Below are 25,700 nucleotides of genomic sequence, written 5' to 3'. Positions count from 1 at the left end.
ATATCACCGACATAAATATTATTAAAGTGATGGGTATTACTATTTAACTCATTAGTGTTAAATATTTTAGCAATTCTGCCGATAACCCCATTAGATTGTTATTACTGTACCAGAAATCATGCAGCAAGAAGAATATCAAAGCTACGTAGATCAACTTATCCCTGTCTTTGGCGAACCTGATTTTGAATTAGTTTGCGCTCAAGTTATGGCACATGAACACCCTTCTGTTCATTTAATCGTAAAGATTGAATTGAAGCGCATCATGACGCCTTGTAAAAAGAACATTGATTTACGTGGTCGAGTAAAAGGGCAGTGCCATCAATATGAATTAGATGGTTATACTCACTGGCTGGATGATGTTGCCATTAATACTTACCATAAGACTATTGAGCGTTATGGTAGCTACACTGAAGGTGTATGGGCGGCATTAACTAACACAAGAAATAACTTTCGAGTTCTACATAAAAACAAAGAACTTATTGCTACTGTTGATGGAAGTAACGACACCAACCTATTTAAAGCAAGATTAATTCGCTTTGGGCATTATTTAACGCGTAGTGAAAATCGATTACGTATGTCTACTCAAGTGACCGTTTTATTACCTAATGGTAATCTTATTCATGGCACAAGCAGCGATTTATCTTCTTCTGGTGCTCGAATTAAAGTACCAACTGCGTTTGAATATGGTTTAGGTCAGATTATCCAAGTCAGCTTCCCAAGTCTTGCAAAAGATACGGGAATCAAAGATCTTAATGGTGACTTTCCTTATCGCATACTTGGTATTCATGACAGCGAAGAAAATGACAGCTACCGTTGGTTACGCTTAAAAATGGAAGCAAATCATGATGTCATCGCGACAGCTATTGATGAGAAATTAAATAAAAATAAGCGCCGAACTCAACATGATCAAAAAGATCAAATCGTACGAGCTAGAACTCAAGGTTATGAACATTGTTTTTTAAAGCATACTACAAATATTCCTCTGTTCTTCTCTGGTGATAGCCTAAAGTACGCCGTAATTACAGAACACAATGAATCCCTTTGGAAGCATTGGCATGATGAAAAAAATCAGCCAGTCATCAATCATCTATTTAAAACTGAACGCATGCAGTTTTTAACCAAACCAGGATTAAAAGCCAGTCGCACGCATTTTTATAGCTTTAAACATGATCATGAAGATCGAGAGCTTTTCTATTCCATGATGTCATCAGAAGCAACTCAAGAAGAACGTCAGTTGTTTTGGCATATAGGCGCAAAAAGAAAAAGCTGGAAAGTGATACGTCTTTCACTATTTGAATTAGAGAAAGGCGATAAAGAAAGACTTCTCACAGTTGCTCCGGAGATGGAGGGCGTACTTTCGACTCTAACGCACATGGGGATCTTAACGGAAATTAATCTTCCTGAAACACAGAAGGATTACCTACTAACGGATAAGCCAAGCCTTGAACCGAAAGCGTTAAATTCATATCGCCATCCTGTAACACCACTTTGTCAGGCGCATGCTTTATATTTTGACTCTGCTCCACGTCGAACAGAACCAAGGTTCAATTATCAAACATTAATTACGTTATCTCACCCTAGTTTTGGAGAGATAACAGGTAGAACTCTCGATATTTCAATTAATGGTTTATCTATTCTTTTGGATAAACCTGCATTGCTAACTAAAAAATCTGACGTAAAAATAACGTTTAATGATCTACAAAATCTAGACAAAAATACGCCATTAAGTCGTATTGGCTATCATGTATTGAAAGTCGCGTCTGATGGACAAAACATTCAATTACATATTGAAGATAACCTACAAACTCAAAAGAGTAAGGCATTTTTAGGTCGCTTAATCCAACATAATATCGAAAGATTACCAATGGATTATGAACAACTGCCATCAATGGACATGCTAAGAATTATGCATCAATTGTTGTTAACAAAACTAACAACAACACCATTTTTTATTGAGAAAGATAATCATAAAATTAAAACCCGATGTATTGGGGTTAATTTTCCACTTAATCGATTAAATAAAATTTGGCAGCATTTAGGCGATGAACAAAATTTAAACTTAGAACCCATTTTCAAATCAAGAGTGCAAAAACTACTGATTGAACCATTGAAAACACCAGCGAATCAACGATCTCATCATCATGAGATTTATATTGCTGTCGTAATAAAAGATGGAAAAATAAAATCCGTATTCACTAGAATGCTACAAGAGTTTTCATCGTATAATGACCGTTTGACTTTCATAAGGAAAGCAAAAGAACACGGTGAGTTTTTAGCAATTAGAGTAACAACTACTGCGGTTAAAAACCCATTATCAACAACCTCTGAAATTGAACTAAGCCAACTAGCACAATATGCAATTCATTATGCAAGAGCGCTAGAAGATGAGTTATCAAGCATTGTGGGTTGTGGCGAAATAGCAGATATTACAGACGAAGTTCTTATCCGACTAGAGCTAGGGTAACCCTTGAAAAGTGGACGATTATTCAATAATTAAATGAATAATCTTCCACTTTAATAATCTACCAACTCAATTTTTTATTAAGTAGAAGGGATGCAGAAAGAATACAAGCAACGCCACCCAAATCAGCATGGCGCACTGCGGTTTGCGCTTGTTCTTGAACTTTTGGTTTTGCATGATAAGCGATCCCAAGCCCTGCGGCTTCCATCATTACTAGATCATTGGCACCATCGCCAACGGCAACGGTATTGCTTATCTCTATGTCATATTTATCCGCTAGTTCTACTAAAATTTCAGCTTTAGTTTCAGCACTTACAATTTCACCTAACACTTTTCCCGTAAGCTTACCGTCTATTATTTCAAGTTGATTTGATTGAGCATGAACTAGATTTAATTCTTCTTTTAGATAATCAGAGAAATAAGTAAAACCACCAGAAGCAATAGCTGGTTTCCAGCCCTGTTGACGCATAGTAGCAACAAGCTCTCTGATTTCAGGCATAAATGGGAGCGTTGATTTCACTTGAGCTAATATTGATTCATCAGCCCCTTCAAGAGTGCCTACACGCTGAAGCAAACTTTCTTTAAAATCGAGTTCACCTTGCATTGCTCGCTCTGTAACTTCAGATACTTTTTTACCTACACCAGCAAGCTTTGCTATCTCATCAATACACTCTATCTCTATAGCGGTAGAGTCCATATCAAATAAAATAATACCCGGCTTGGATAAGTCTGGAATGTCTTTTATTTCAGCATAATCAAGTTCTAGAGCATCAAGAATCGTTTTGTGTTCAGGCGTTATTGCACCAGCTATAGCAGCGACTTCATAATGGCCAACTTTCCAAGTTGCTATGACTTTAGATGGCTCACCAACAAAAAAATCGATGTCTTGAAAATGTTCTGGGGACAAATGATATCCATACACTATCCAACCTGTTTGTTTTATATCAAGTTGACTTATTTCTAGCGTTGATGAGAACCGCTTTAACAAAGGTATGTTTTTCTTAATTAACAGTGGGGCTATCGTATCCATGATTCGTATCCTTACTAATCCTATCTCAAAAATACCGATTGAAGAGCAGATGAGCAATAGTCAAACGACATAAACTGCTATTTTTTTTAAATTTGGGTATAATTCCGACACTCTAATTTCTCTGGTGCTAATTAATGTTGTCTCAAAATTTTGTCATCAAAGGTCTAATGTTACTTTCTCTTATGGCGTTCAGTTACTTCATCTTAATTAACAGTACAGTGATCAGTGACAGTAACCAAGTTATTCAAAATAAACAATTACAAGACCTAAGTCGTACTATGGCTCGCCAAGCCGCTCTTTTTTCTGTTGATAACATTAAACAAGATAATCATGAAGGATTACTATTATTAGCGAATAACTTAGCTAAAGAATCTTTAGTATTTGATGCCACGATTTATGATTCTGAAGGTGGTATTTTAGCTAAAAGTGATAACGCACTTACAGCATCTCAAATTACAGGCTTAAATACGCCACTATCAATTGATGGAATTGGTCGACAACAACTGATTGAACCGATTGTCAAAAATGACCATTTACTGGGATTTTTAAGAATTACCTTTGAGAAATCAACCTTAACAGGCTTTGCTAACCATCACTATCGCAAAAGTGACCGTTTGATGTTTGGTATGCTAGCAATAAGTTTGGTCTCTGGAATGCTTATTATGGCTTTACTTCGAAAACGTAAAAATTCGAGCAAGCCTATTACTACCTTATTTGGTGGGAAATCATAAAAAGAAAGGCAGTGAAGTTACCTTCATCGCCTTTTTTACATCTAAACGTTTTGGTTATACGTATTATTTGTCGCCAAGTAGGACTGAATCTAATGCGATTAACATCATCTCATCAAACGTTGTAGCACGCTCATCAGAAGTAGTTTGCTCACCAGTCTTAATGTGATCTGATACGGTACAAATTGCCAGTGCTTTTGCACCATATTCTGCAGCTACACCGTACATTCCAGCCGCTTCCATCTCTACACCTACGATGCCATATTTGTCCATTAGGTCAAACATGCTTGGATCTGGCGTATAGAATAACTCAGCAGAGAAAAGGTTACCTACTTTTACATCGATACCACGTGCTTGAGCAGCTAATTCTGCGTTACGAACCATTTCATAATCAGCAATCGCTGCAAAGTCATGATCTTTAAAGCGGATGCGGTTCACTTTTGAATCAGTACATGCGCCCATACCAATAACAACGTCACGTAATTTAATACCATCATTAACCGCGCCACAGCTACCAACACGGATCACTTTTTTAACGCCAAAATCTTTTACTAATTCAGTCATGTAAATAGAACATGATGGAATACCCATGCCATGACCCATAACTGAAATCTTACGGCCTTTATAAGTCCCGGTAAAACCATACATATTACGTACATCGCACACTTGAACTACATCGTCTAAAAAAGTTTCAGCAATATATTTTGCACGGATTGGGTCTCCAGGCATCAGTACTACGTCTGCAAAATCACCCATTTCAGCATTAATATGTGGAGTAGCCATAAGTTTATATCCTTTCTTTTAACTTTAAATAGAAAAAAGCAGCAGAGCGAACTCTACTGCTTATTATTTTTTATAGGAAAGATTTTCCATATTCCATATCAGAGGTTTCAAAGTACTCTGCTAAGGTTTGACCAATATCTGCAAATGTATCACGACGGCCTAATGAACCTGCTGGTACTTTATGACCATAAACAAGAACAGGAATATGCTCACGTGTATGATCAGTTCCCGGCCATGTTGGATCACAACCGTGATCCGCTGTTAGAATAAGAAGATCATCTTCTTTTAGCATATCCATGATCTCAGGAAGACGACCATCAAAATATTCTAACGCTGCAGCATAGCCAGCAACATCACGACGGTGGCCATACGCTGAATCGAAATCGACAAAGTTAGTAAATACGATAGTGTTATCACCTGCTGTTCCAATCGCATCTTTAGTCGCATCAAACAGTGCAGGAATACCTGTCGCTTTGGTTTTTTGAGTAATACCACAACCTGCGTAAATATCAGAGATTTTACCAATTGAATGCACTTGGCCATTCTTCTCTTCAACTAATTTTTGCAGTACAGTCGTTGCCGGTGGCTCTAGCGATAAATCACGACGATTACCAGTACGCTCAAATTTACCTTTGCCTTCACCAATGAATGGACGCGCAATTACACGGCCAATATTGTAATCAGCAAGCTCTTCACGAGCAATCTGACAAAGCGTTAGCAAATTATCTAAACCAAATGTCTCTTCATGACAGGCAATTTGGAATACTGAATCGGCAGAGGTATAGAAAATAGGCATGCCTGTTTTCATGTGATCTTCGCCCAAATCATCAAGTACTTGAGTTCCTGATGCATGGCAGTTACCTAGGTAACCAGAAAGATTTGCACGAGCAAGAATGCGATCAGTCAGTTCTTTAGGGAAGCTGTTTGTTTTATCAGAAAAGTAACCCCAATCAAACAATACTGGAACACCGGCGATTTCCCAGTGACCTGAAGGCGTATCTTTACCTGAAGACAATTCAGCCGCATGGCCGTAAGCACCAATGATCTCTGCGTTCGTATCTAAACCTGCTGCAAATTGACCTGTTGATTCTTTACCCGCCATAGCTAAACCAAGCTTAGAAAGGTTTGGAAGAGTTAAAGGTCCTTGACGATTACTGTTGTCAGCTAGGCCTTTATCACACTGCTCAGCAATATGACCCATAGTATCTGAACCTACATCGCCAAATTTTTCAGCGTCGCCTGCGGCACCAATACCAAATGAATCTAGTACTAAAATTATTGCACGTTTCATGTTTTCTTCCTTACACATCTTCAGGGCGAATTTTGCGATAAACTTCCGGAGTCATTTCTGGTTGTTCATCACTAATCACGATTGCTGCTTTTACAGCATCCGCGGCTTGTTGCCATTGTTCTTCATTACGCGCATGAATCATCGCTAATGGTTGTTCTGTATCTGCTGTTTGACCAAGGCGGATCATATCACTTAGGCCAACCGCATAATCAATAGTATCGGTTGCAACACGACGACCACCGCCCATGCCTACAACTGCCATACCTAAATCACGAGTATCCATCGCATTAACAAAACCGGCTTTATCTGCGAATACAGGTTTAATAATTTGTGCGCTTTCTAAATGGTTATCGTAATTTTCAATAATGTCACTCGGACCACCAAGTCCAAACACCATTTTACCAAAGCATTCTGCTGCTTTGCCATTATCTAATACCGTTTGTAATTTAGCTCGAGCTTCTTTTTCATCTTTTGCTAAATTAGCAATTACTAGCATCTCTGCACATAATGCCATCGTTACTTCGTATAAACGAGGATTACGATATTCACCCGTTAAGAAACGAATCGCTTCACGTACTTCTAATGCATTACCGGCTGTAGAGGCCAATACTTGGTTCATATCAGTAAGCAGTGCCGTTATTTTAGTGCCTGCACCATTTGCTACTGCTACGATAGATTTCGCAAGCTCTTCTGATGCTTCGTAAGTTGGCATGAATGCACCAGACCCTACTTTAACATCCATCACTAATGAATCTAAACCAGCAGCTAATTTCTTAGATAGAATAGATGCGGTAATCAATGAGATGTTATCAACGGTTGCCGTTACATCACGAGTGGCATACACACGTTTATCAGCTGGCGCTAAATCACCGGTTTGACCAATAATCGCCACACCCGCTTCTTTGGTTACTTTTCCAAAAATCTCATTGCTTGGCATAATATTGTAACCAGCAATTGATTCTAGTTTATCCAATGTACCGCCAGTGTGACCTAAGCCACGACCAGAGATCATTGGAACATAGCCACCACACGCAGCGACCATAGGACCAAGCATTAATGAAGTCACGTCACCAACGCCACCTGTTGAATGTTTATCAACAATAGGTCCGTCAAAGTTCATGTGGCTCCAATCAATCACCATTCCTGAATCACGCATTGCACAGGTTAATGCGATACGTTCAGGCATTGTCATTTCATTAAAATAAATCGCCATAGCAAACGCTGCGATTTGTCCTTCAGACACGGTATTCTTTGCAACTCCTTGAATAAAGAAGTTAATTTCTTCTGCTGTTAGTACTTTATTGTCACGTTTTCTGCGAATAATCTCTTGTGGTAGATACATTAGTGCCTCCCCAATCTTGGTTGGGTAATTTATATAGGTAGGGTTGAGGTAGATGAGACGGTAATGCCTCACCTAAGTCGATTTATTTTTTAGCTATAAATCAAGTAACGAGAAACTAGTAAGCAGTTGGATCTGCTGTTTCTTCTGTTACTTCTAATGTATTTAAAAGATTCGTTAGTAGGCTTGAAGCACCAAAACGGTAATGCATGTTATCAGCCCAATCACCACCTAAAATATCATCAGCCATTGCTAGGTATGCTTGTGCATCTTCAGCAGTACGAACGCCGCCAGCAGGCTTAAAGCCAACTGTTTTAGCTACGCCCATATCACGAATTACTTCTAGCATCATGCGTGCGTATTCAGGTGTTGCGTTAACTGGCACTTTGCCTGTTGATGTTTTAATGAAATTAGCACCGGCTTCAATACAGATTTGAGAGGCTTTTTTGATCAATGCTTCTTCTTTTAGCTCACCCGTTTCGATGATTACTTTAAGCAGAACATCACCACACGCTTCTTTACACTGTTTAACCAGTTCAAAACCAACTGTGTCGTCACCAGCAATCAATGCACGGTATGGGAATACCACATCAACTTCATCTGCGCCGTAAGCAACAGCGGCTTTCGTTTCAGCAACAGCGATAGCAATATCGTCATTTCCATGAGGGAAGTTAGTTACTGTTGCAATGCGTACTTCTGGTGTGCCTTGCTCGCGCAGCGTTTTCTTAGCGATTGGAACGAAACGTGGGTAAATACAAACAGCTGCTGTATTACCTACTGCTGTTTTCGCGTTCTTACATAATGCGATTACCGCTTCATCTGTATCGTTATCGTTAAGCGTCGTTAGATCCATTAATTTTAATGCACGTAGTGCCGCTGCTTTTAAATCGCTCATTGTTATCTCCAAAATAGAATAAATTCTTTGATAGTTTTGCTGTTCATATATTTAAGTTCAACAGCAAATGAGCGGACTTGATTCCCTGAAGACTTGAGCGCATAACGCCCAATCAATATCCATTTTGCCGCCAGTACTTACTCATGAAATGAATAAATACCGCTCTAACATCTCATCATGAGACGCCGTTGAAACATGGTTCATTTTACCAATACTTCTTTAGTGTCACTAGTGAAACCATGTTTCCGTATAAAGACACAGAGATTATGAAAAGAAACGTTCAATAATCCATTGATACCCCACAGCGCCAAGATAAACACCGACGATACCCATAACGCCAGATAATACTGGAGGTGCCGGAATTGGTAATTTAATTGCTGAAAAAACAACACCAACAATCAAACCAGCAAAGACTGATAACAAAACTTCATTCAACATAATCCACTCTCAAGTTACTTTTTGTGTATGCATTAAATGTAGTTTAGTTTTCAAACTCTAACAGTCTTTCTCCTTGCTATGGGTCTCATTATATCAAGATTAACCCAAGGGAATGTTTCTAGCTGGTAACGCAATCGTTTTGCATCTCAAACTTTTTGCATAAAAAATGTGAAATGCATTTATTCCCACATCACTAATTTTAATTTAATAACAAGCATAAAAAAACCCGCAATAAATGCGGGTTTTTACTATCTAACTTAGTCTATAACGATTATAGAGATAAGAATAGACCTGCGATTGTTGCAGACATTAAGTTTGATAATGTACCAGCAGCAACAGCTTTCATACCCATCTTAGCGATGTCATGACGACGTTCAGGAGCAAGACTACCTAAACCACCAAGTAAGATTGCTACAGAAGAAAGGTTAGCAAAACCACATAGTGCGAATGAAATGATTGCTTTCGTCTTCTCAGATATTTCAACGCCAGTTTGTGCAACTAACATGCCGCCATCAGCAACGTCTTTTAGGTAAGGTGCAAAGTTTAAGTAAGCAACGAATTCGTTAACTACTAATTTTTGACCTAAGAACGAACCTGCAACTGTCGCTTCTTCCCACGGCACACCGATTAAGAAAGCAACTGGCGCAAATACGTAACCAAGAATAAGCTCTAGCGTAATTTCTGGCATACCGAACCAACCACCAACGCCACCTAGGATACCGTTGATTAGCGCGATTAGACCGATGAAAGCAAGAAGCATTGCACCTACGTTTAACGCAAGTTGCATACCTGTTGCAGCACCTGCAGCAGCAGCATCGATTACGTTAGCTGGTTTGTCATCGCCTTTTTGCTCTAAAGCATCAAATTGATCAACAGGCGTTTCTGTTTCTGGTTTCATGATTTTAGCAAACAGAAGGCCACCAGGTGCAGCCATGAATGATGCCGCGATTAAGTACTCTAGAGGAACGCCCATAGAAGCATAACCAGCAAGTACACCACCAGCAACAGAAGCTAGACCACCACACATTACTGCAAACAATTCAGATTGAGTCATTTTTGGAATGAATGGACGAACTACTAGAGGCGCTTCTGTTTGACCTACGAAAATATTCGCAGTAGCAGATAGAGATTCCGCACGAGAAGTGCCTAGTGCTTTTTGAAGAGCTCCCCCTAAGAAGTTGATAACTACTTGCATGATACCTAAGTAGTAAAGAACCGCTGTTAGTGAAGCGAAGAATACGATGACAGGAAGAACACGCAGTGCGAAGATGAAACCGCCGCCGCCAAATAATTCAAACATTTTACCCGATACTAGGCCACCGAATAAGAATTCGATACCAGTGTTACCGTAGTTTATTACATTAGCAACCGCTTCAGATGCACCTAAAAGTACATCACGCCCCACTTGTACATAAAGTATGAATGCACCCAAAAGAAATTGAATGGCAAAAGCGCCACCGACAGTACGTAGATTGATTGCTTTGCGGTTATCAGATAGAAGTACTGCAAAAGCAAGCAGTGCTACAATCCCAACCAAGCTCATTAACAGGCTCATAGTTAAAAGTTTCCCTAAAATTGATTGTTGGCGTGTTTCAAATTAGCGGGGGCGATTATACTCACTGAAGCACCTATAAAGTAATGCTGTTGTCACATATTCGCAGCTGATACATGCTTTGTTTATTCATAATTGTGATCATTATCACTAAGGGGTTTCTAAATAATCATCAATTACACCTAAAGAAATGACTAATAACTCAAATCCCAAATAAAGAGGTGGTATTTTTATAAACAGTTTCCGAAATCGTTTGCATTGACTCTTTTCTAATCAAAGCCAAGTATTCGCATACTTTTCGTACTTTATCTGGCGTATTTTTTTGCCCTTGAAAGCCAAACAATGGCATGTCTGGTGCGTCGGTTTCTAATAAAATTTTATCTAAAGGCAATTGTGAAACCACCATTTTGGTCTTCTTAGCTCTTTCGTAACTGATCACGCCGCCGACACCAATATAGAAACCTAATTCAATAAATTGATTCGCCTGCTGCAAGCTGCCACTGAAACCATGAATAACCCCGCCTTTTTCTAACTTTATTTCTCGTAGTCTCTTTAAAACATGATCGTGACTTTTTCGACTGTGAATAATTAAAGGAAGTTGATACTGCTTAGCAAGTAAACACTGTTCTCGAAACACATAAATTTGGGCATCCCTATCACAGTCAGGATCCCAGAAATCTAAGCCGCACTCACCAATAGCAACACATTTATCTCGGTGCTCTTGCAAGGATTGCTTTAAAAGATCAATCTCATTCTGATAATCATCAGAGATAAATAGAGGATGAATACCCAACGCATAATAAATTGATGAATGTTGTTGTGATAACGACACAACCCTAGCCCAATTCGATTTATTTACACTAGGGACAATAAATTTAGTTACGCCTTTCTCTTGAGCTTTTTGCAGGTAATAAGATTCATTGCCAGCAAATGGTAAGAAATCTAAATGACAATGAGAGTCGATAAATTCAACAGACATTACTCATCCTCTTTCTTATATGGCACACAACTGCGCTTATTCTCTGGTGTTAAACCAAGAGACTCGCACCATGCGTCATATTTTTTAATCCATTGCTTAATTATTTTCCACATAAGTAAACTTTAACTCTATTACTAAAACATCCATTAATTAAACTATAGATACAAAAACGGAGTCTATTAAGACTCCGTTTCATTTATTTGATACACAGCTAATTAGTGCTCACGTGTTGCTCTGAACTGAACTTCAGGGAAACGCTCAGACGCTAAGTTCAAATTAACCATTGTCGGTGCAATATACGTTAAGTTATTGCCACCATCTAACGCTAGGTTAGTTTGGTTTTTACGTTGGAAGTCATCCATGATTTTGCCATCAGTACACTCAACCCAACGAGCGGTTGCAACACTGATACCTTCATAGATTGCTTCTACGTTATATTCAGATTTCAAACGAGAGACAACCACATCAAACTGAAGTACACCAACCGCACCAACGATCAAATCATTGTTTTGCAGTGGACGGAATACTTGTACCGCGCCTTCTTCAGAAAGTTGCACAAGACCTTTAAGCAGTTGCTTTTGCTTTAGTGGATCTTTAAGGCGAATACGACGAAATAGCTCAGGAGCAAAATTAGGGATACCTGAGAATTTTAAGCTCTCACCTTGCGTAAACGTATCACCAATTTGGATCGTACCGTGGTTATGCAAACCAATGATGTCACCCGCATACGCAGTTTCTGCACGAGCACGATCACCAGCCATAAAGGTTACTGCATCAGAAATACTGACGTTCTTACCTGTACGTACATGGTTCATTTTCATGCTTTGAGTATAAGTACCTGAAACAATACGCATGAAAGCAATACGGTCACGGTGCTTAGGATCCATGTTTGCTTGGATCTTAAATACAAAGCCTGAGAATTTATCTTCTGTTGCTTCAACTGGACGTTCTACAGCTTCACGTGTTTGTGGTGCTGGAGCCCACTCAGTTAAACCTTCTAGCATATGGTCAACACCAAAGTTACCTAGTGCAGTACCAAAGTAAACAGGTGTTAACTCACCAACAAGGAAAAGTTCAAGATCAAATTCAGGGCAAGCACCCATCACTAACTCTAACTCTTCACGTACGCTTGCAGCCAATTCGGCACCAACCGCTACATCTAACTCAGGGTTATCAAGACCTTTAATAGTACGAACTTCTTGAATTTCATGGCCATGGCCTGATTCATATAAGATCGTTTCATCACGGTGAATGTGATAAACACCTTTAAACTCTTTACCACAACCTATAGGCCATGAAATAGGAGCACACGCCATTCCTAGCTCGCTTTCTACTTCATCAAGTACTTCCATTGGATCTCGTACTTCACGGTCTAATTTGTTCATAAAGGTAACGATAGGCGTATCACGTAAACGTGTTACTTCCATTAGCTTACGAGTACGGTCTTCGACACCTTTAGCTGCATCAATAACCATTAAACATGAATCTACCGCTGTTAATGTACGGTAAGTATCTTCAGAGAAATCTTCGTGTCCAGGAGTATCAAGAAGGTTAACTAGGCACCCGTTAAATGGAAATTGCATCACCGACGTAGTTACCGAGATACCACGTTCTTTTTCCATTTCCATCCAGTCTGATTTTGCGTGCTGGTTTGAACCACGACCTTTTACCGTACCCGCTTTTTGAATCGCGTTTCCGAATAATAATACTTTTTCAGTAATGGTTGTTTTACCCGCATCCGGGTGAGAAATGATGGCAAACGTTCTGCGTTTACCCACTTCTTGTAAAAAAGACATAAGCGTTGATAATCCTGTAAGATTTCAGAAAGGATGTAATTAGGCGAGATTATACTCAAAGACGTTCATTATCTAAAGCGCCGAATTAAAAGAATATATAACTCATGATAATGGCGTCTTCCTTACCATTAGCTGTTGGGTAGTAATCGTGGCGTCGAGTCACTTCATTAAACCCTTCAGATTCATACAAAGAAATCGCTTTTACGTTACTTTCGCGTACCTCAAGCCAAGCAGATTCTGCATTTTGCTCCATACACATATCTATAAAAAACTCAGTCAATTTACGACCAAATCCTTTTCTTTGATATGCAGGATCAATAGCAATATTAAGTAAAGTAACCTCTCCCACCACGTTTTGAGCATAAAAATAGCCCACAACTTGATCGTTTTCTAACATCACTCGATGTTGTGCACAACGACTATTTAGATCTCGAATCATCGATTCTGCCCAAGGGTGCGAATGTGCTGCTCTTTCAATTCGCCAAATATCATCTAGATGAGAATCAGAAATGCATTGAATATTAATGGTCATAAGAACAAATTTGTCGCCATAAATCGCGTCGTGATTGAGCATTGGTGTGCATATCAAATAAAGGAGGTGAGCTTAATGTTTGCACGCCTTCTAACTCAGTAATAGGGACACCTGAAAACCAACACCATTTTAGATGGTGTTCAGCTACATATTCTAACGACTCAGAAGGAAGAAATAACGCCTGCTCTGGTAAGAGTTTCATACTCGCAAGAACTTTACCAAATAGGAAAGCATCACGCTCAGTAGGAACAGAAGAAGCGATAAATAATAACTGACAAGTTTCAGACAATGATATTGTGCTGTTTTTTAATGCTGCGAAATATTCAGTTTGTCTGACTTGCCAAACAGAAATATCCATTTCATTTAAAAACTGTAACACTTGTTTTGGCATCTCAATTCACCTGTCAATTTAAGGGTTGGGATATTAGCAATATTCTAGAACGGATGCCACTTGAAGTGTCTTAAATAATAAACAGTTCGTTGATTTTACACCCACCTGACTTTGGCATGTATTCATCTTATAGACTCTTCAGCCCTTTTGATTTTAGGCTATCTATATAGATGAAAAAAAAACTACTTACAGTTGCTGGTATTTGTTCATTACTGGCACTTCTATTACTGGTCTTGCTCATTAATGTTATGTCGTTAAATTCTGCTTATGCTAGTGAAAATGAATGGGTTTTAATTAGCGATAAAGTGGTTAATTTTGAACAAGAAACAGATACCGTCGAACCAATTGCTTTTATTAGTCAAAGAGCATTTTCGAAAATAAAAATAAAATGTATTCAAGGTACTGTAAATATTAAAAGTATGAACGTCACAATGAGTGATGGTTCAAATAAAAAACTAAAAACAGTAGGTAATTTGACGAAAGGAATGTCAACAAGAGCCTATACACTTCCAAGCTCAGACACCGCAAAGTTTGACCGACTAGAGCTAGAGTATAAAAGTTGGGGTAATCTTACTTTAAATGCAGCAGGAGTCGTCAAAAAAGCAAAAATAGAAGTTTTGGGATTAAAACGATAGTTTAAAAATGATGCTCATTATTGAAATGAGCATTTTATTAATACGTTACAATAAATCAAATTCAGGACAATATTCAATAAGACCTGCTTTTCCTTCAAGAAATTCAGGAGAGCACGCTTTTATCATAAATGCACCTTCAGGTGCTTCCCACTTGCACTTCATATTGTATTTATTCGCAGATTCAAAACCAAAGCGATGGTAATAAGCGGGGTCACCTAATACTACCGATACTGGATAACCAAGCTCCGCTAGGGTTTCTAATCCTTCATTCACTAAAGACTGAGCTATACCTTGTTTCTCAAATTCTTTTTTTACACACAAAGGCGCAAGCCCTTGCCAATTAAAATCATCACCGTTAAGCGTTACTGGGCTAAAAAGGCAATGGCCAATCACTTCACCGTCATCGGTACACGCAACTAACGACAATGTTAAATGACTATTTTCACGTAAAGACATCACTAACTGAGCTTCTGCTTCAGTCTCAAATGTCTCACGAACCAATCGATCAATCGTTAAAATATCCGCAGGAGCTTCAGTTCTAATAAGCATTTATCGTCTCTTTCGCTTCAGGCTTTTGCAAACCTTGTTGGACAAAATTAGCCAACGTCATTAATGCTTGGTTTAAAGGTTTTGGTAATGAATCAAGATCAACACTGTCCATTAAGTTTTTCACTTCAAGCCCAAGCTCTGTATCACCTTCAATTTTTAGGCGTCGTTGAAAAAACAAAGTGTCAGGATCTTCTTTACGGCCAGCAATTAAAATTAAATCATTCAGCGGACCACTAAAGCTAACATCTTCTTTTTCAGCTTTATTGGAGACTATCAGTTTTTCATCTTGATAACTGATAAACCAGTGCAATTCGAGATCAAGAATTGAAACTTTTAACCACTTATCTTCCAAAAATTCAAAATCACCATCTTCAAGTGCTTCGTGAAAGACTTGTTTTAATCCTTCGAGTAATACCTTTTGTTGCATTGAAACAGGAACTAATTTTGCAGGTACTTTGAGAACTGATGCTGCATTTTCTACTAGTTTTGAACGAATTTGATTCATCACGCTTAATTTCCATTACATTTGATCGATAACTTTATGCAGTATAAATTGATTGACGGATATCTAACCTGTTTCTTATCAAAAAAACACTTATTACAATTTAAGGTGGAAAATAGGGATCCATTCAATGTATATTTTGCTGTTGAAATTATAAATACTAATAATCAGTACTGATTCTGGAAGTTATTTGTCTTCTTTACTAAAAAGCGGTAACACTATGTCACTTTCTCAAATACAACATTGGCTTCCTTTGCTAACAGATAACAGTCCATTTCTGTTTGCTATTTTGGACACGGACCATAACTACGTTACCGTTAATAATCGTTACTGTGAGATCAGTGGATTAAACCGGGAAGAATTATGTGGACGCTCTGACTCTGAGGTTTTAGGCGCACATTTTTATGCCTCTCTCAGACCTTATTATTGCCGAGCCTTAAATGGTGAAAAAATTGAAGCTGAAATCACGTTAGACGACCATCGTTTTGATACCAGTCTTCATTTTAGTTTGTTCCCAATAGAGCAAGACAATAACACTTACATTGTCTTTCATGCCGTAGATACCTCTGAGCGCCAACAATTACTTAATTCTTTAAAAGAAAGTGAATCAAAATACCAAAAATTAACAGAGCTTCTTAATGATTCTATCTTTTTAATTGAAGGCGACATCATTGTTTCTGCTAATACTGCATCAGCAAAGATGCTTGGTTTTAATAAACCAGCCGAATTTATTGGCGAAAGTATTGAACAACTATTAATTTCAAGTAACAAAACCCAATCTCTATCTGAAGTCATTGCTAATTTAGCCTCAGAACAACAACTCACAGTAAGAACGACTGTCAATTGTGGCATTCAAGCTGAGTTACTCTTAACCGTTGAAAAAACACTTATTTTAGGCAGTCCTGCTCACCTTGTTATTTTAAAAGAACATAAGAAACAACTTGCAACAACCAATCAAATGGCAGTTTCTCAAGTTGATTTACTGACAGGGATATATAACCGACACGGCTTTACTCATGTCATAGAAAAGATGATTAAAGAAAACATTCCTTTTTTCATGCTCTACTTAGACATTGATAACTTCAAGAATATTAATGATTCTTTAGGCCACCACATCGGCGATCGTGTATTAAAAGAGATCTCGACTCGTCTACAAAAGCTATTACCAAAACACGCCATTGTTGGGCATTTAGGTGGCGATGAATTTGGCATCCTATTTCCAAAGCCTGAACATAACCAAATTCTTGACCAACTCTCAGACAAAATCATCAAGTTAATCAATCAACCTTTTGACTTAGTTCACTTCTCTAAACGATTAGCTTGCTCTATTGGTAGCGTTCAATACCCTATTGATGGGACTGATGCTCGTAGCTTATTACAAAACGCTGATACCGCTATGTATGAAGCAAAAGATCGTGGCCGAAACCGTTTGATTAAATTCCACGACCAAATGAACAAAGAAGCAAGAATGCGATTATGGCTAGAGATCGAACTTCAAAAGGCATTGCAAAATAATGGATTAGAAGTGTGGTACCAACCAAAAGTCAGTGCCCGTGATTTTAGAATTAATGGCGCAGAAGCGCTTGTTCGATGGAAACATCCTGTAGAGGGTTACATCAGCCCTGCTCGCTTTATCCCTGTAGCTGAGCGCTCTGGTTTAATTGAAACCTTAGGCAAAGTGGTAATGCGTGAAGTTTTCCAAACAGTAAAAGAATGGAAAATTCAAGGGATCTTGCCTGGCCGAATCGCGATTAATTTATCTCCAGCACAATTCGGTAACCCTCAATTAATTGAATACATGGAACGGCTACTAAAAACAACTCAAGTAGACCCTAATTGCATCACTTTAGAGCTGACAGAAAGTGCCGTAATGAGCGATGGTGAACACGCGATTCAAATGCTTGATGCAATTAAGAAATTAGGTTTTACACTCTCTATCGATGATTTCGGTACTGGCTATTCTTCATTAGCCTATCTTGCTCGTTTCCCACTTGATGAATTAAAAATTGATCGTGGCTTCATTAGTGAAATTGACACATTACCGAAACAAATTACCATTATAGAAAATGTCATAAACTTAGGTAAAAACCTAAACATGGATATCGTTGCAGAAGGTGTTGAAACAAGACAACAAGCAATGCTTCTCTCTAGTTTAAACTGTGATTCCATTCAAGGATTCCACTTCTACAAACCTCAACCGAAACATGAGATTGAATCGTTATTAGTACAAAATAAACGTTCAAGATAATCAAATAATAGAGGGGTTAATACCTAGAATTAAACTACTTCTTTCTAGGTATTACAGCCTCTTAAATAGCAATAATTAGCATTTACCCCTACTCAACTACAACTCTTTATTTAAGTAACAAAACAACTAAAAACCTGCCTTAAATCAAGTTTCAAAATTATCTTATCATTATCATAGAGCATCAGATTTTTGTAACTAGGTATTCTTATGGAACTCCTCTGCCCAGCCGGTAACTTACCTGCTCTAAAAACCGCGATAGATTGCGGTGCCGATGCCGTTTATATCGGTTTTAAAGACGATACAAATGCTCGCCATTTTGCAGGCTTAAACTTTACAGGTAAAAAACTTGAAAAGGCAGTGCAATATGTTCATGACAACAATAAACATATTCATGTTGCGTTGAATACCTTCGCCCATCCTGATGGCTTTAACCGTTGGACCAAAGCTGTTGATAATGCGGCGGCAATGGGTATTGATGCATTAATCATCTCAGACATTGGGGTTCTAGAGTACGCGGCAAACACTTATCCAGATTTAGAACTACACTTATCAGTTCAAGCTTCTGCGACTAACGTTGCCGCGATTGATTTCTATAAAAAGAATTTCAATATTAAACGAGTTGTATTGCCTCGTGTATTATCGATTCACCAAGTCAAACAACTATCTCGTAATTTAACTTCTGATGTGGATCTTGAAGTATTTGCCTTTGGTAGCCTATGTATTATGTCTGAGGGACGTTGTTACTTATCATCATACATGACTGGCGAGTCACCAAATACAGTAGGGGCTTGCTCTCCAGCTAAATACGTTCGCTGGCAAGAAACAGAAAATGGCCTAGAGTCTCGCTTAAACAACATTCTTATTGACCGCTACGGCGAAGGTGAAAACGCGGGTTACCCAACGCTTTGTAAAGGCCGTTTCGATGTAGAAGGAAAAACGTTCCATGCATTAGAAGAGCCTACGAGTTTAAATACCCTATCTCTTGTTCCTGAATTATTTTCCGCTAATGTGGCGTCAGTGAAAATTGAAGGTCGTCAACGTAGCCCCGCATACGTAGAACAAGTAACTAAAACTTGGCGAGCGGCCATTGACCGTTATAAAGCAAACCCTGAAGGCTACACTGTAGAACCTAAGTGGGATGCAACATTAGCAAACGTATCAGAAGGGACTCAAACGACCCTTGGTGCTTATCATAAGAAGTGGCAATAGGAGAAAGTTATGAAGTACGCATTAGGTCCACTCTTATATTTTTGGTCTAAAGAAAACATTGAATCTTTTTATCAAAAAGCGATAAACAGCGAAACTGACATTATTTATTTGGGCGAAAGTGTTTGTTCAAAGCGTCGTGAAATGAAGCCTAAAGATTGGTTTTCAATTGCTAAAGATATTTCTGAATCGGGAAAACAAGTTGTACTTTCTACGATGGCGCTGTTAGAGGCCCCTAGTGAAGTCAGCGCAATGAAAAAATACATTGATAACGGTGACTTCATTATTGAAGCTAACGATGTATCTGCGATTCAATTGGCTTCAGAAAGTAAAGTTCCTTTTGTCGTCGGTCCCGCAGTTAACTGTTACAACGCTCAAACGCTCAATTTATTTTTAAAACAGGGTATGACTCGTTGGTGTATGCCCGTTGAGTTATCTCGTGAGTGGCTACAGAATGTTCTACTTCAATGCGATGATTTAGGCATTAAGGGAAAATTTGAAACTGAAGTATTCAGTTATGGCTATCTGCCATTAGCCTATTCTGCTCGATGCTTTACTGCTAGAGCTGAAAATAAACCAAAAGATGAATGCGAGACTTGTTGTATCAAATACCCTAATGGTATTACGGTTAACAGCCAAGAAGGACAAGAAGTCTTTACATTAAACGGAATTCAAACTCAATCAGGCTACTGCTATAACTTAATCAATGACTTACCAAGCATGAATGAACTAGTTGATGTGGTTCGTTTAAGCCCATTAAGCGTTGAAACATTCAGTGAAGTCTCTAAGTTTAAAGCTAATGAAGCCGGTACTGAAAAATTTGCATTAAAAGATGCACGTCAATGCAATGGCTATTGGCACAACATTGCTGGGTTAGATGTTCAAATTTAATTCATATGTACTGTAAATAAAAAAGCCCTTACTTACTTTAAGTCAGGGCTTTTGATTCAAAAAATAATCTCTATTTATTCGCTTAGCGCTTCTTCTTTTAACGCTTCTTTTTCAATACCTTCAGATACAGCAGTTTCTTTAGCTTCTAATGCTTGCTGCTCTTTTATTTTCTGTTCTTGTAATTCACGTAATGATTGATAGATCTTTCCTAATTCAACAAACGAATAGCGATGCTCAACAAATTCATAGACGTTACCTGCCATTGCTAATTTATACAGAGCAATTGCACTTGGGTAATCACCATCATGCTGGTAGCCTTTCGCTAAATAAAAATAGCCTTCGGTTAATTTCTGAGCTAACTCCACGTTATTACGAGTCGTGGTTAGTAGCTTATTAAAAAACTCATCTTCAGTTGTCTCTTTTAGAATCAGGCCAACAAGATCCCACCCAAAATCATCATCTGTACGTTGTTGATATTGAACTTTGAATTCTTCCGTTGCCGCTAATGGGTCAACTTCAAGGCCAATCCAATATAACCAAATCGCACGATAAGGGTCTGTGGGTGCATCATTATAATGCTTTCTTGCTATCTCATACGCTTGGTCATAACGTTCACCATAATAAAGAGCAATCGCTAAATTTCGCTCTGCAAATTGATTACTAGGATCAAGTTCTAATGCTGAATCTAACGCTTCATAAGCCCCATCAAAATCAGTATTCTGCGTGTAATACACACCCAAAATATTAAATACATCACTTTGATCTGGCTTCAAGTTTAAAGATTGAGTGAAATCAACACGAGCTAAATCACGTAATCCCAGACTGTCATTAATTAACCCGCGTTCATAAAACATTTTAGCTCGGGTAATATCATCAATATCTGGACGCAGTAATAGTTGCTCCAAACGAGAGAGTTGTATCTCCTGTTGAATACTTGCTTGCAAAGGTACCGCCATTGGAGGGGAAACCCATCCAGAAGTGTTACTTGTTGATGCACAACCTGATAACACCATAACTACGCCAACTAAGGCTACTCGAATCCAATTCATTCATTTTCTCCTATGATAAGCTGACTTCTTCTAACTGCAGTTAAAAGAAAAGGGAGCATTTCTGCTCCCTTTATAACACGCTTTATATTAAAAGACTGTAATCAATCAGATTATTCTGCGTCTTTTACTTCAGCTGCAGCTGCTGGGTTTAACTCAGCATTTGCTTCTTTGATACTTAGACGAATACGGCCTTGACGGTCGATTTCTAGTACTTTAGTTTTCACTTCTTGACCAACTTGTAGGTGGTCAGCTACTTTCTCGATGCGCTCTTCTGCGATTTGAGAGATGTGTACTAGACCTTCTTTAGGACCAAGAACCGTTACGAATGCACCGAAATCAACGATACGCATAACTTTACCAGTGTAGATCTTACCCACTTCAACTTCAGCAGTAATTTCTTCGATACGACGGATAGCTTCTTGTGCAGCAGCACCTTCAGTCGCAGCGATTTTGATAGTACCATCGTCTTCGATTTCGATAGTTGTACCTGTCTCTTCACAAAGAGCACGGATAACTGCACCACCTTTACCGATAACATCTTTGATCTTATCAGAGCTGATTTTCATTGTGTGGATACGTGGAGCGAACTCAGAGATATCTTCACGAGCACCAGAGATTGCTTCGTCCATAACAGTAAGGATGTGCTTACGCGCGCCTTGTGCTTGGTTTAGAGCGATCTGCATGATCTCTTTAGTGATACCTTCGATTTTGATGTCCATTTGAAGAGCAGTAATACCTTCGTTAGTACCCGCTACTTTAAAGTCCATATCACCTAGGTGATCTTCGTCGCCAAGGATGTCAGAAAGAACAACGAAATCGTCGCCTTCTTTAACAAGACCCATTGCGATACCAGCAACAGACGCTTTAATTGGAACACCCGCATCCATAAGAGCTAGAGATGTACCACATACAGAAGCCATTGAAGATGAACCGTTAGATTCAGTGATTTCCGATACTACACGTACTGTGTATGGGAATTCTTCAACAGAAGGCATAACCGCTTGGATACCACGTTTAGCTAGTTTACCGTGACCGATTTCACGACGCTTAGGAGAACCAACAAAGCCAGTCTCACCTACACAGTATGGAGGGAAGTTGTAGTGTAGAAGGAAGTGATCTTTCTTCTCACCCATTAGGCTATCGATGATTTGTGCATCACGTTGTGTACCAAGCGTTGCAGTAACAAGTGCTTGAGTTTCACCACGAGTGAATAGAGAAGAACCGTGTGTACGCGGAAGAACACCTGTACGTACGTCTAGCGCACGAACCATGTCTTTTTCACGACCATCGATACGTGGGTGACCAGCAATTATGCGGCTACGTACAACGTTTTTCTCTAGAGAACCAAGCATGCCGCGGATTTCGCGCTCGTCTAGTTCTTCATTTTGAGCTAAAAGTGCTTCAACAGCTTCGTTTTTAATTACGCCAACTTGCTCGTAACGCGCCATTTTTTCAGTAATTTGGTACGCTTCAGAAAGACGAGTTTCTGCAAGCTCAGCAACTTGTGCTTTAAGCTCTGCGTTTACTTCTGGAGCAGTCCAATCCCAAGCAGGAGTAGCTACTTCAGCAGCGAATTCGTTGATTGCTTTAATTACTACTTGTTGTTGGTCGTGACCAAATACAACAGCAGAAAGCATTTCTTCTTCAGATAGGTTGTCAGCTTCTGACTCAACCATTAATACTGCGCCTTCTGTACCAGACACAACTAGGTCTAGTTTAGAGTTTTCAAGCTCAGTGTTTGATGGGTTAAGAACTAGCTCACCATTGATGTGACCAACACGTGCAGCACCGATAGGACCATTAAATGGTACACCAGCGATAGAAAGTGCAGCAGATGTTGCGATCATTGTGATCATGTCTGGGTTTACGTCAGGGTTGATAGAAACAACCGTAGCGATAACTTGAACTTCGTTTTTAAACGCACTTGGGAAAAGTGGACGAATTGGACGGTCGATTAGACGAGCCGTTAGTGTTTCGCCTTCAGAAGGACGACCTTCACGCTTGAAGAAACCACCAGGAATTTTACCAGCAGCGTAAGTACGCTCTTGGTAGTTAACTGTTAATGGGAAGAAATCTTGACCCGGTACTGCGTCTTTTTTAGCAACAACAGAAACGAATACTGAAGTATCGTCCATGCTTGCCATAACAGCTGCAGTTGCTTGACGTGCCATTACGCCCGTCTCAAGAGTTACGGTGTGGTTACCGTACTGGAATGATTTTACGACTGGATTCGCGAACATTATTTTTCCTTCATTCTTAATAACCAAACCATTTCTGGCTGAAATTAAGAAAATTTAAGTGATAATTCAATCTATTACCAATCGCGACTAGTACAAATTTACTTAAAAAAGATAACTTGTAATAGTCGCGACCTAGTGGCCGACTTCGGTGACTGTAATAGATGAACAAAATTATAGAGTTAAAAACGCACACAGCGATTTCAACGGCAATAGTATACCCCAATTAAGGCAATATGCGAGGTTCAGAAATGAAAAAGGAGAATTGCAGGCACAAAAAAAGGAGCGATAAACGCTCCTTTTTGTCAAACTGTCTTTACAAACATCGCAATTAGCGACGTAGGCCTAGACGTTTGATTAGATTTTGGTAACGCTCGCTGTTTTTACCTTTTAGGTAATCAAGAAGCTTACGACGGCTAGAAACCATACGTAATAGACCACGACGGCTGTGGTGATCGTGCTTGTGATTAGCGAAGTGACCTTGAAGGTGGTTGATAGAAGCTGTAAGTAGTGCTACTTGTACTTCTGGTGAACCTGTATCGCCTTCAGATTGTGCGTATTCTGCAACGATTGCTGCTTTAGTTTCTGCATTCAGAGACATAATGCTCTCCTGATAAGAGTTGTTTAATATATGTAGCAGCCAATCTCTGATTCAGCCACTACGCGAAGGGCGAATTATACGGATGAACAATAATAAAGCAATAAAAAAAAGAGCAAAACCGTAAGGCTTTACTCTTTATTAATCAGGCTACTTCAAAAGTATTTATTTATCTTCTTCGACTTCATCTCGGAAAACAACTAAACGCTTAGGAGCAACACGACCATCATTATCGATGTGACCAACACCGATGAATAAACGCTCTTCACCTGACGTCATACGAACAATGCCATCTTGTGGGGCGCCAAACACTTGAACAGGCTGTCCATGTAATACATGATCAGCCAATTCAGGGATCATATTTACTTCTGGTAAATCCTGTACTGCAGAGTCCATTGGCATAAGCAGTGGATCAAGCAATTCGCGAGGAGCAATTTCTTCACGATGTGCTTTTTCCAGTAAGGCTTCAAGGTGCTCAATCGTTACCATATTTTCATATTTGTAATTTGATACACCAGTACGACGTAAATAGGTTACGTGTGCGCCACAGCCAAGCATTTCGCCAAGATCATCAGTAATAGTACGGATATAAGTGCCTTTAGAACAGTGCACGTCCATTTCTACTTCATGACCTTCAAAACGGATTAATTCAATTGAGTAAACCGTAATTTTGCGAGACTCACGTGGTACTTCAATACCTTCACGTGCATATTCATACAAAGGGCGACCTTGATGCTTTAGCGCAGAAAACATTGAAGGGATTTGATCTGTCGTACCACGGAACTTAGCAATACAACGTTCAAGCTGACCACGGTCAACTTTTACTTCACGAGTTTGAACTACTTCACCATCAGAATCGGAAGTGTTAGTACGTTCACCAAGCTTAGCAACAACGCGATAGCGCTTATCAGAATCTAATAGAAACTGAGAGAACTTCGTCGCTTCACCAAAACATAATGGCAGCATACCAGTTGCAAGTGGATCAAGCGCGCCGGTATGACCTGCTTTTTCAGCAAAGTAAATACGTTTTACTTTTTGCAATGTATCGTTCGACGTAATTCCTGTTGGTTTATCGATTAAGATAACACCATTAACTGGACGACCCTTACGACGACGAGCCATTACTCTTCACCTTCATCTGATTCAGTACGACCAGATTCAGCCATTTTACGCTTATCTGTGTTTACAACGTCCGACACTAAATTAGACATACGCATACCTTCAACAAGCGTATTATCGTAAGTAAAGCGAACCTCTGGCGTTAAACGATGACGAATACGCTTACCAAGCATCATTCGAACTGGCACTTCATGTTCTTTTAGTGCTGCTAGGCATGTTTCAGGCGTTTGATCGCCAACACAGAAGAAAGTAACGAATACTTTTGCGTATGCAAGGTCACGAGATACTTCAACATCAGAAATGGTAACCATACCGATGCGTGAATCACGAACTTCGCGTTGTAGAATTAGAGCTAACTCTTTTTGTAATTGTTGCGACACACGTTGTGTGCGGCTAAATTCTTTTGACATATCATTTCTCACTTAGAAAGATGGGGGGCTTGGTAATTACC

Annotated in this window: 25 protein-coding genes; 6 read left to right on the top strand and 19 right to left on the bottom strand. The window is 39.1% G+C overall.

Annotated elements, in window-relative coordinates; translation table 11 throughout:
- Window positions 1-118: 118 nt before the first annotated feature.
- The gene (locus BTO22_RS01905) at window positions 119-2,464 is read left to right on the top strand and encodes a PilZ domain-containing protein (protein ID WP_105054056.1); all 2,346 of its coding nucleotides are present in this window, start codon (window positions 119-121) and stop codon (window positions 2,462-2,464) included.
- Window positions 2,465-2,522: 58 nt separating this feature from the next.
- On the opposite strand, the gene serB is transcribed toward BTO22_RS01905, so the two are convergent.
- Window positions 2,523-3,491 (bottom strand): phosphoserine phosphatase, encoded by a 969-nt coding sequence (serB, locus tag BTO22_RS01900; RefSeq protein ID WP_181044537.1) that lies wholly within the window; start codon window positions 3,489-3,491, stop codon window positions 2,523-2,525.
- A 134-nt stretch (window positions 3,492-3,625) separates the two neighbouring features.
- On the opposite strand from serB, the gene BTO22_RS01895 reads away from it, so the two are divergent.
- Window positions 3,626-4,222: a YtjB family periplasmic protein gene (locus BTO22_RS01895; RefSeq protein WP_105054055.1), complete on the top strand. Its 597-nt coding sequence runs from the start codon at window positions 3,626-3,628 to the stop codon at window positions 4,220-4,222.
- A 63-nt stretch (window positions 4,223-4,285) separates the two neighbouring features.
- Here the strand turns inward: BTO22_RS01895 and deoD are convergent, their stop codons facing one another.
- From deoD to BTO22_RS01840, 11 genes are all read right to left on the bottom strand, one after another.
- The gene (gene deoD / locus BTO22_RS01890) at window positions 4,286-5,002 is read right to left on the bottom strand and encodes a purine-nucleoside phosphorylase (RefSeq protein WP_105054054.1); all 717 of its coding nucleotides are present in this window, start codon (window positions 5,000-5,002) and stop codon (window positions 4,286-4,288) included.
- A gap of 70 nt (window positions 5,003-5,072) precedes the next feature.
- Window positions 5,073-6,293 (bottom strand): phosphopentomutase, encoded by a 1,221-nt coding sequence (deoB, locus tag BTO22_RS01885; protein WP_105054053.1) that lies wholly within the window; start codon window positions 6,291-6,293, stop codon window positions 5,073-5,075.
- 10 nt (window positions 6,294-6,303) lie between these two features.
- On the bottom strand, window positions 6,304-7,635 hold the full coding sequence (gene deoA, locus BTO22_RS01880) for a thymidine phosphorylase (protein WP_105054052.1): 1,332 nt from the start codon (window positions 7,633-7,635) through the stop codon (window positions 6,304-6,306).
- Between the two features lie 115 nt (window positions 7,636-7,750).
- Window positions 7,751-8,527 (bottom strand): deoxyribose-phosphate aldolase, encoded by a 777-nt coding sequence (gene deoC / locus BTO22_RS01875; RefSeq protein ID WP_105054051.1) that lies wholly within the window; start codon window positions 8,525-8,527, stop codon window positions 7,751-7,753.
- A 264-nt stretch (window positions 8,528-8,791) separates the two neighbouring features.
- The gene (locus BTO22_RS01870) at window positions 8,792-8,962 is read right to left on the bottom strand and encodes a XapX domain-containing protein (protein ID WP_023604119.1); all 171 of its coding nucleotides are present in this window, start codon (window positions 8,960-8,962) and stop codon (window positions 8,792-8,794) included.
- A gap of 274 nt (window positions 8,963-9,236) precedes the next feature.
- A complete protein-coding gene (locus BTO22_RS01865) occupies window positions 9,237-10,520 on the bottom strand; it encodes a NupC/NupG family nucleoside CNT transporter (RefSeq protein ID WP_105054050.1) in 1,284 nt (427 codons plus the stop codon).
- A 199-nt stretch (window positions 10,521-10,719) separates the two neighbouring features.
- Complete coding sequence (locus BTO22_RS01860) at window positions 10,720-11,496, bottom strand: TatD family hydrolase (RefSeq protein ID WP_105054049.1); 777 nt, start codon at window positions 11,494-11,496, stop codon at window positions 10,720-10,722.
- Window positions 11,496-11,609 (bottom strand): DUF5363 family protein, encoded by a 114-nt coding sequence (locus tag BTO22_RS01855; RefSeq protein ID WP_105054048.1) that lies wholly within the window; start codon window positions 11,607-11,609, stop codon window positions 11,496-11,498. Before BTO22_RS01855 ends, BTO22_RS01860 begins: the two co-directional genes overlap by 1 nt.
- A gap of 102 nt (window positions 11,610-11,711) precedes the next feature.
- Window positions 11,712-13,292, bottom strand: a complete 1,581-nt coding sequence (gene prfC, locus BTO22_RS01850) for a peptide chain release factor 3 (protein WP_105054047.1) — start codon at window positions 13,290-13,292, stop codon at window positions 11,712-11,714.
- Between the two features lie 85 nt (window positions 13,293-13,377).
- Window positions 13,378-13,824 carry a ribosomal protein S18-alanine N-acetyltransferase gene (gene rimI / locus BTO22_RS01845; RefSeq protein ID WP_105054046.1) on the bottom strand — a complete coding sequence of 149 codons (447 nt, stop codon included), beginning with the start codon at window positions 13,822-13,824 and terminating at the stop codon, window positions 13,378-13,380.
- Complete coding sequence (locus BTO22_RS01840; protein ID WP_105054045.1) at window positions 13,814-14,215, bottom strand: DNA polymerase III subunit psi; 402 nt, start codon at window positions 14,213-14,215, stop codon at window positions 13,814-13,816. The genes rimI and BTO22_RS01840 overlap by 11 nt, the downstream gene beginning before the upstream one ends.
- 170 nt (window positions 14,216-14,385) lie before the next feature.
- Here BTO22_RS01840 and BTO22_RS01835 point away from each other — a divergent pair, with 170 nt between their 5' ends.
- Entirely contained in the window at window positions 14,386-14,850 is a 465-nt protein-coding gene (locus BTO22_RS01835) for a hypothetical protein (RefSeq protein ID WP_105054044.1), read from the top strand.
- Between the two features lie 45 nt (window positions 14,851-14,895).
- On the opposite strand, the gene BTO22_RS01830 is transcribed toward BTO22_RS01835, so the two are convergent.
- Together BTO22_RS01830 and ubiT are read right to left on the bottom strand one after the other, a co-directional pair.
- A complete protein-coding gene (locus BTO22_RS01830) occupies window positions 14,896-15,399 on the bottom strand; it encodes a GNAT family N-acetyltransferase (protein WP_105054043.1) in 504 nt (167 codons plus the stop codon).
- Complete coding sequence (gene ubiT, locus BTO22_RS01825; protein ID WP_181044536.1) at window positions 15,389-15,907, bottom strand: ubiquinone anaerobic biosynthesis accessory factor UbiT; 519 nt, start codon at window positions 15,905-15,907, stop codon at window positions 15,389-15,391. The genes BTO22_RS01830 and ubiT overlap by 11 nt, the downstream gene beginning before the upstream one ends.
- Window positions 15,908-16,121: 214 nt before the next feature.
- Here ubiT and BTO22_RS01820 point away from each other — a divergent pair, with 214 nt between their 5' ends.
- The 3 genes from BTO22_RS01820 (at window position 16,122) to BTO22_RS01810 (ending at window position 20,246) form a co-directional block, all read left to right on the top strand.
- Window positions 16,122-18,149: a sensor domain-containing protein gene (locus BTO22_RS01820; protein WP_105054041.1), complete on the top strand. Its 2,028-nt coding sequence runs from the start codon at window positions 16,122-16,124 to the stop codon at window positions 18,147-18,149.
- A 207-nt stretch (window positions 18,150-18,356) separates the two neighbouring features.
- Complete coding sequence (gene ubiU, locus BTO22_RS01815; RefSeq protein ID WP_060992437.1) at window positions 18,357-19,358, top strand: ubiquinone anaerobic biosynthesis protein UbiU; 1,002 nt, start codon at window positions 18,357-18,359, stop codon at window positions 19,356-19,358.
- A 9-nt stretch (window positions 19,359-19,367) separates the two neighbouring features.
- Complete coding sequence (locus BTO22_RS01810) at window positions 19,368-20,246, top strand: U32 family peptidase (protein ID WP_105054040.1); 879 nt, start codon at window positions 19,368-19,370, stop codon at window positions 20,244-20,246.
- 74 nt (window positions 20,247-20,320) lie between these two features.
- On the opposite strand, the gene nlpI is transcribed toward BTO22_RS01810, so the two are convergent.
- The 5 genes from nlpI to rbfA form a co-directional block, all read right to left on the bottom strand.
- Window positions 20,321-21,295, bottom strand: coding sequence for a lipoprotein NlpI (gene nlpI, locus BTO22_RS01805; protein ID WP_105054039.1), 975 nt, complete (start codon window positions 21,293-21,295; stop codon window positions 20,321-20,323).
- Between the two features lie 110 nt (window positions 21,296-21,405).
- On the bottom strand, window positions 21,406-23,535 hold the full coding sequence (gene pnp / locus BTO22_RS01800; RefSeq protein WP_105054038.1) for a polyribonucleotide nucleotidyltransferase: 2,130 nt from the start codon (window positions 23,533-23,535) through the stop codon (window positions 21,406-21,408).
- A 328-nt stretch (window positions 23,536-23,863) separates the two neighbouring features.
- Window positions 23,864-24,133, bottom strand: a complete 270-nt coding sequence (gene rpsO / locus BTO22_RS01795; RefSeq protein ID WP_060992441.1) for a 30S ribosomal protein S15 — start codon at window positions 24,131-24,133, stop codon at window positions 23,864-23,866.
- Between the two features lie 162 nt (window positions 24,134-24,295).
- Window positions 24,296-25,252, bottom strand: a complete 957-nt coding sequence (gene truB, locus BTO22_RS01790) for a tRNA pseudouridine(55) synthase TruB (protein WP_105054037.1) — start codon at window positions 25,250-25,252, stop codon at window positions 24,296-24,298.
- A complete protein-coding gene (gene rbfA / locus BTO22_RS01785; protein ID WP_060992443.1) occupies window positions 25,252-25,659 on the bottom strand; it encodes a 30S ribosome-binding factor RbfA in 408 nt (135 codons plus the stop codon). Before rbfA ends, truB begins: the two co-directional genes overlap by 1 nt.
- Window positions 25,660-25,700: the final 41 nt, after the last annotated feature.

Source organism: Aliivibrio sifiae, assembly GCF_002954705.1.
Lineage (GTDB): Bacteria > Pseudomonadota > Gammaproteobacteria > Enterobacterales > Vibrionaceae > Aliivibrio > Aliivibrio sifiae_A.
This window is presented reverse-complemented; position numbering and strand designations above follow the sequence as displayed.

What these genes read in the sequence shown, in the direction of transcription:
- BTO22_RS01905 (WP_105054056.1), top strand. Translation starts at nt 119, where the DNA reads ATGCAGCAAGAAGAATATCAAAGCTACGTAGATCAACTTATCCCTGTC.
- serB (WP_181044537.1), bottom strand. Translation starts at nt 3,491, where the DNA reads ATGGATACGATAGCCCCACTGTTAATTAAGAAAAACATACCTTTGTTA.
- BTO22_RS01895 (WP_105054055.1), top strand. Translation starts at nt 3,626, where the DNA reads ATGTTGTCTCAAAATTTTGTCATCAAAGGTCTAATGTTACTTTCTCTT.
- deoD (WP_105054054.1), bottom strand. Translation starts at nt 5,002, where the DNA reads ATGGCTACTCCACATATTAATGCTGAAATGGGTGATTTTGCAGACGTA.
- deoB (WP_105054053.1), bottom strand. Translation starts at nt 6,293, where the DNA reads ATGAAACGTGCAATAATTTTAGTACTAGATTCATTTGGTATTGGTGCC.
- deoA (WP_105054052.1), bottom strand. Translation starts at nt 7,635, where the DNA reads ATGTATCTACCACAAGAGATTATTCGCAGAAAACGTGACAATAAAGTA.
- deoC (WP_105054051.1), bottom strand. Translation starts at nt 8,527, where the DNA reads ATGAGCGATTTAAAAGCAGCGGCACTACGTGCATTAAAATTAATGGAT.
- BTO22_RS01865 (WP_105054050.1), bottom strand. Translation starts at nt 10,520, where the DNA reads ATGAGCCTGTTAATGAGCTTGGTTGGGATTGTAGCACTGCTTGCTTTT.
- BTO22_RS01860 (WP_105054049.1), bottom strand. Translation starts at nt 11,496, where the DNA reads ATGTCTGTTGAATTTATCGACTCTCATTGTCATTTAGATTTCTTACCA.
- BTO22_RS01855 (WP_105054048.1), bottom strand. Translation starts at nt 11,609, where the DNA reads ATGTGGAAAATAATTAAGCAATGGATTAAAAAATATGACGCATGGTGC.
- prfC (WP_105054047.1), bottom strand. Translation starts at nt 13,292, where the DNA reads ATGTCTTTTTTACAAGAAGTGGGTAAACGCAGAACGTTTGCCATCATT.
- rimI (WP_105054046.1), bottom strand. Translation starts at nt 13,824, where the DNA reads ATGACCATTAATATTCAATGCATTTCTGATTCTCATCTAGATGATATT.
- BTO22_RS01840 (WP_105054045.1), bottom strand. Translation starts at nt 14,215, where the DNA reads ATGCCAAAACAAGTGTTACAGTTTTTAAATGAAATGGATATTTCTGTT.
- BTO22_RS01835 (WP_105054044.1), top strand. Translation starts at nt 14,386, where the DNA reads ATGAAAAAAAAACTACTTACAGTTGCTGGTATTTGTTCATTACTGGCA.
- BTO22_RS01830 (WP_105054043.1), bottom strand. Translation starts at nt 15,399, where the DNA reads ATGCTTATTAGAACTGAAGCTCCTGCGGATATTTTAACGATTGATCGA.
- BTO22_RS01820 (WP_105054041.1), top strand. Translation starts at nt 16,122, where the DNA reads ATGTCACTTTCTCAAATACAACATTGGCTTCCTTTGCTAACAGATAAC.
- ubiU (WP_060992437.1), top strand. Translation starts at nt 18,357, where the DNA reads ATGGAACTCCTCTGCCCAGCCGGTAACTTACCTGCTCTAAAAACCGCG.
- BTO22_RS01810 (WP_105054040.1), top strand. Translation starts at nt 19,368, where the DNA reads ATGAAGTACGCATTAGGTCCACTCTTATATTTTTGGTCTAAAGAAAAC.
- nlpI (WP_105054039.1), bottom strand. Translation starts at nt 21,295, where the DNA reads ATGAATTGGATTCGAGTAGCCTTAGTTGGCGTAGTTATGGTGTTATCA.
- pnp (WP_105054038.1), bottom strand. Translation starts at nt 23,535, where the DNA reads ATGTTCGCGAATCCAGTCGTAAAATCATTCCAGTACGGTAACCACACC.
- rpsO (WP_060992441.1), bottom strand. Translation starts at nt 24,133, where the DNA reads ATGTCTCTGAATGCAGAAACTAAAGCAGCAATCGTTGCAGAATACGCA.
- truB (WP_105054037.1), bottom strand. Translation starts at nt 25,252, where the DNA reads ATGGCTCGTCGTCGTAAGGGTCGTCCAGTTAATGGTGTTATCTTAATC.
- rbfA (WP_060992443.1), bottom strand. Translation starts at nt 25,659, where the DNA reads ATGTCAAAAGAATTTAGCCGCACACAACGTGTGTCGCAACAATTACAA.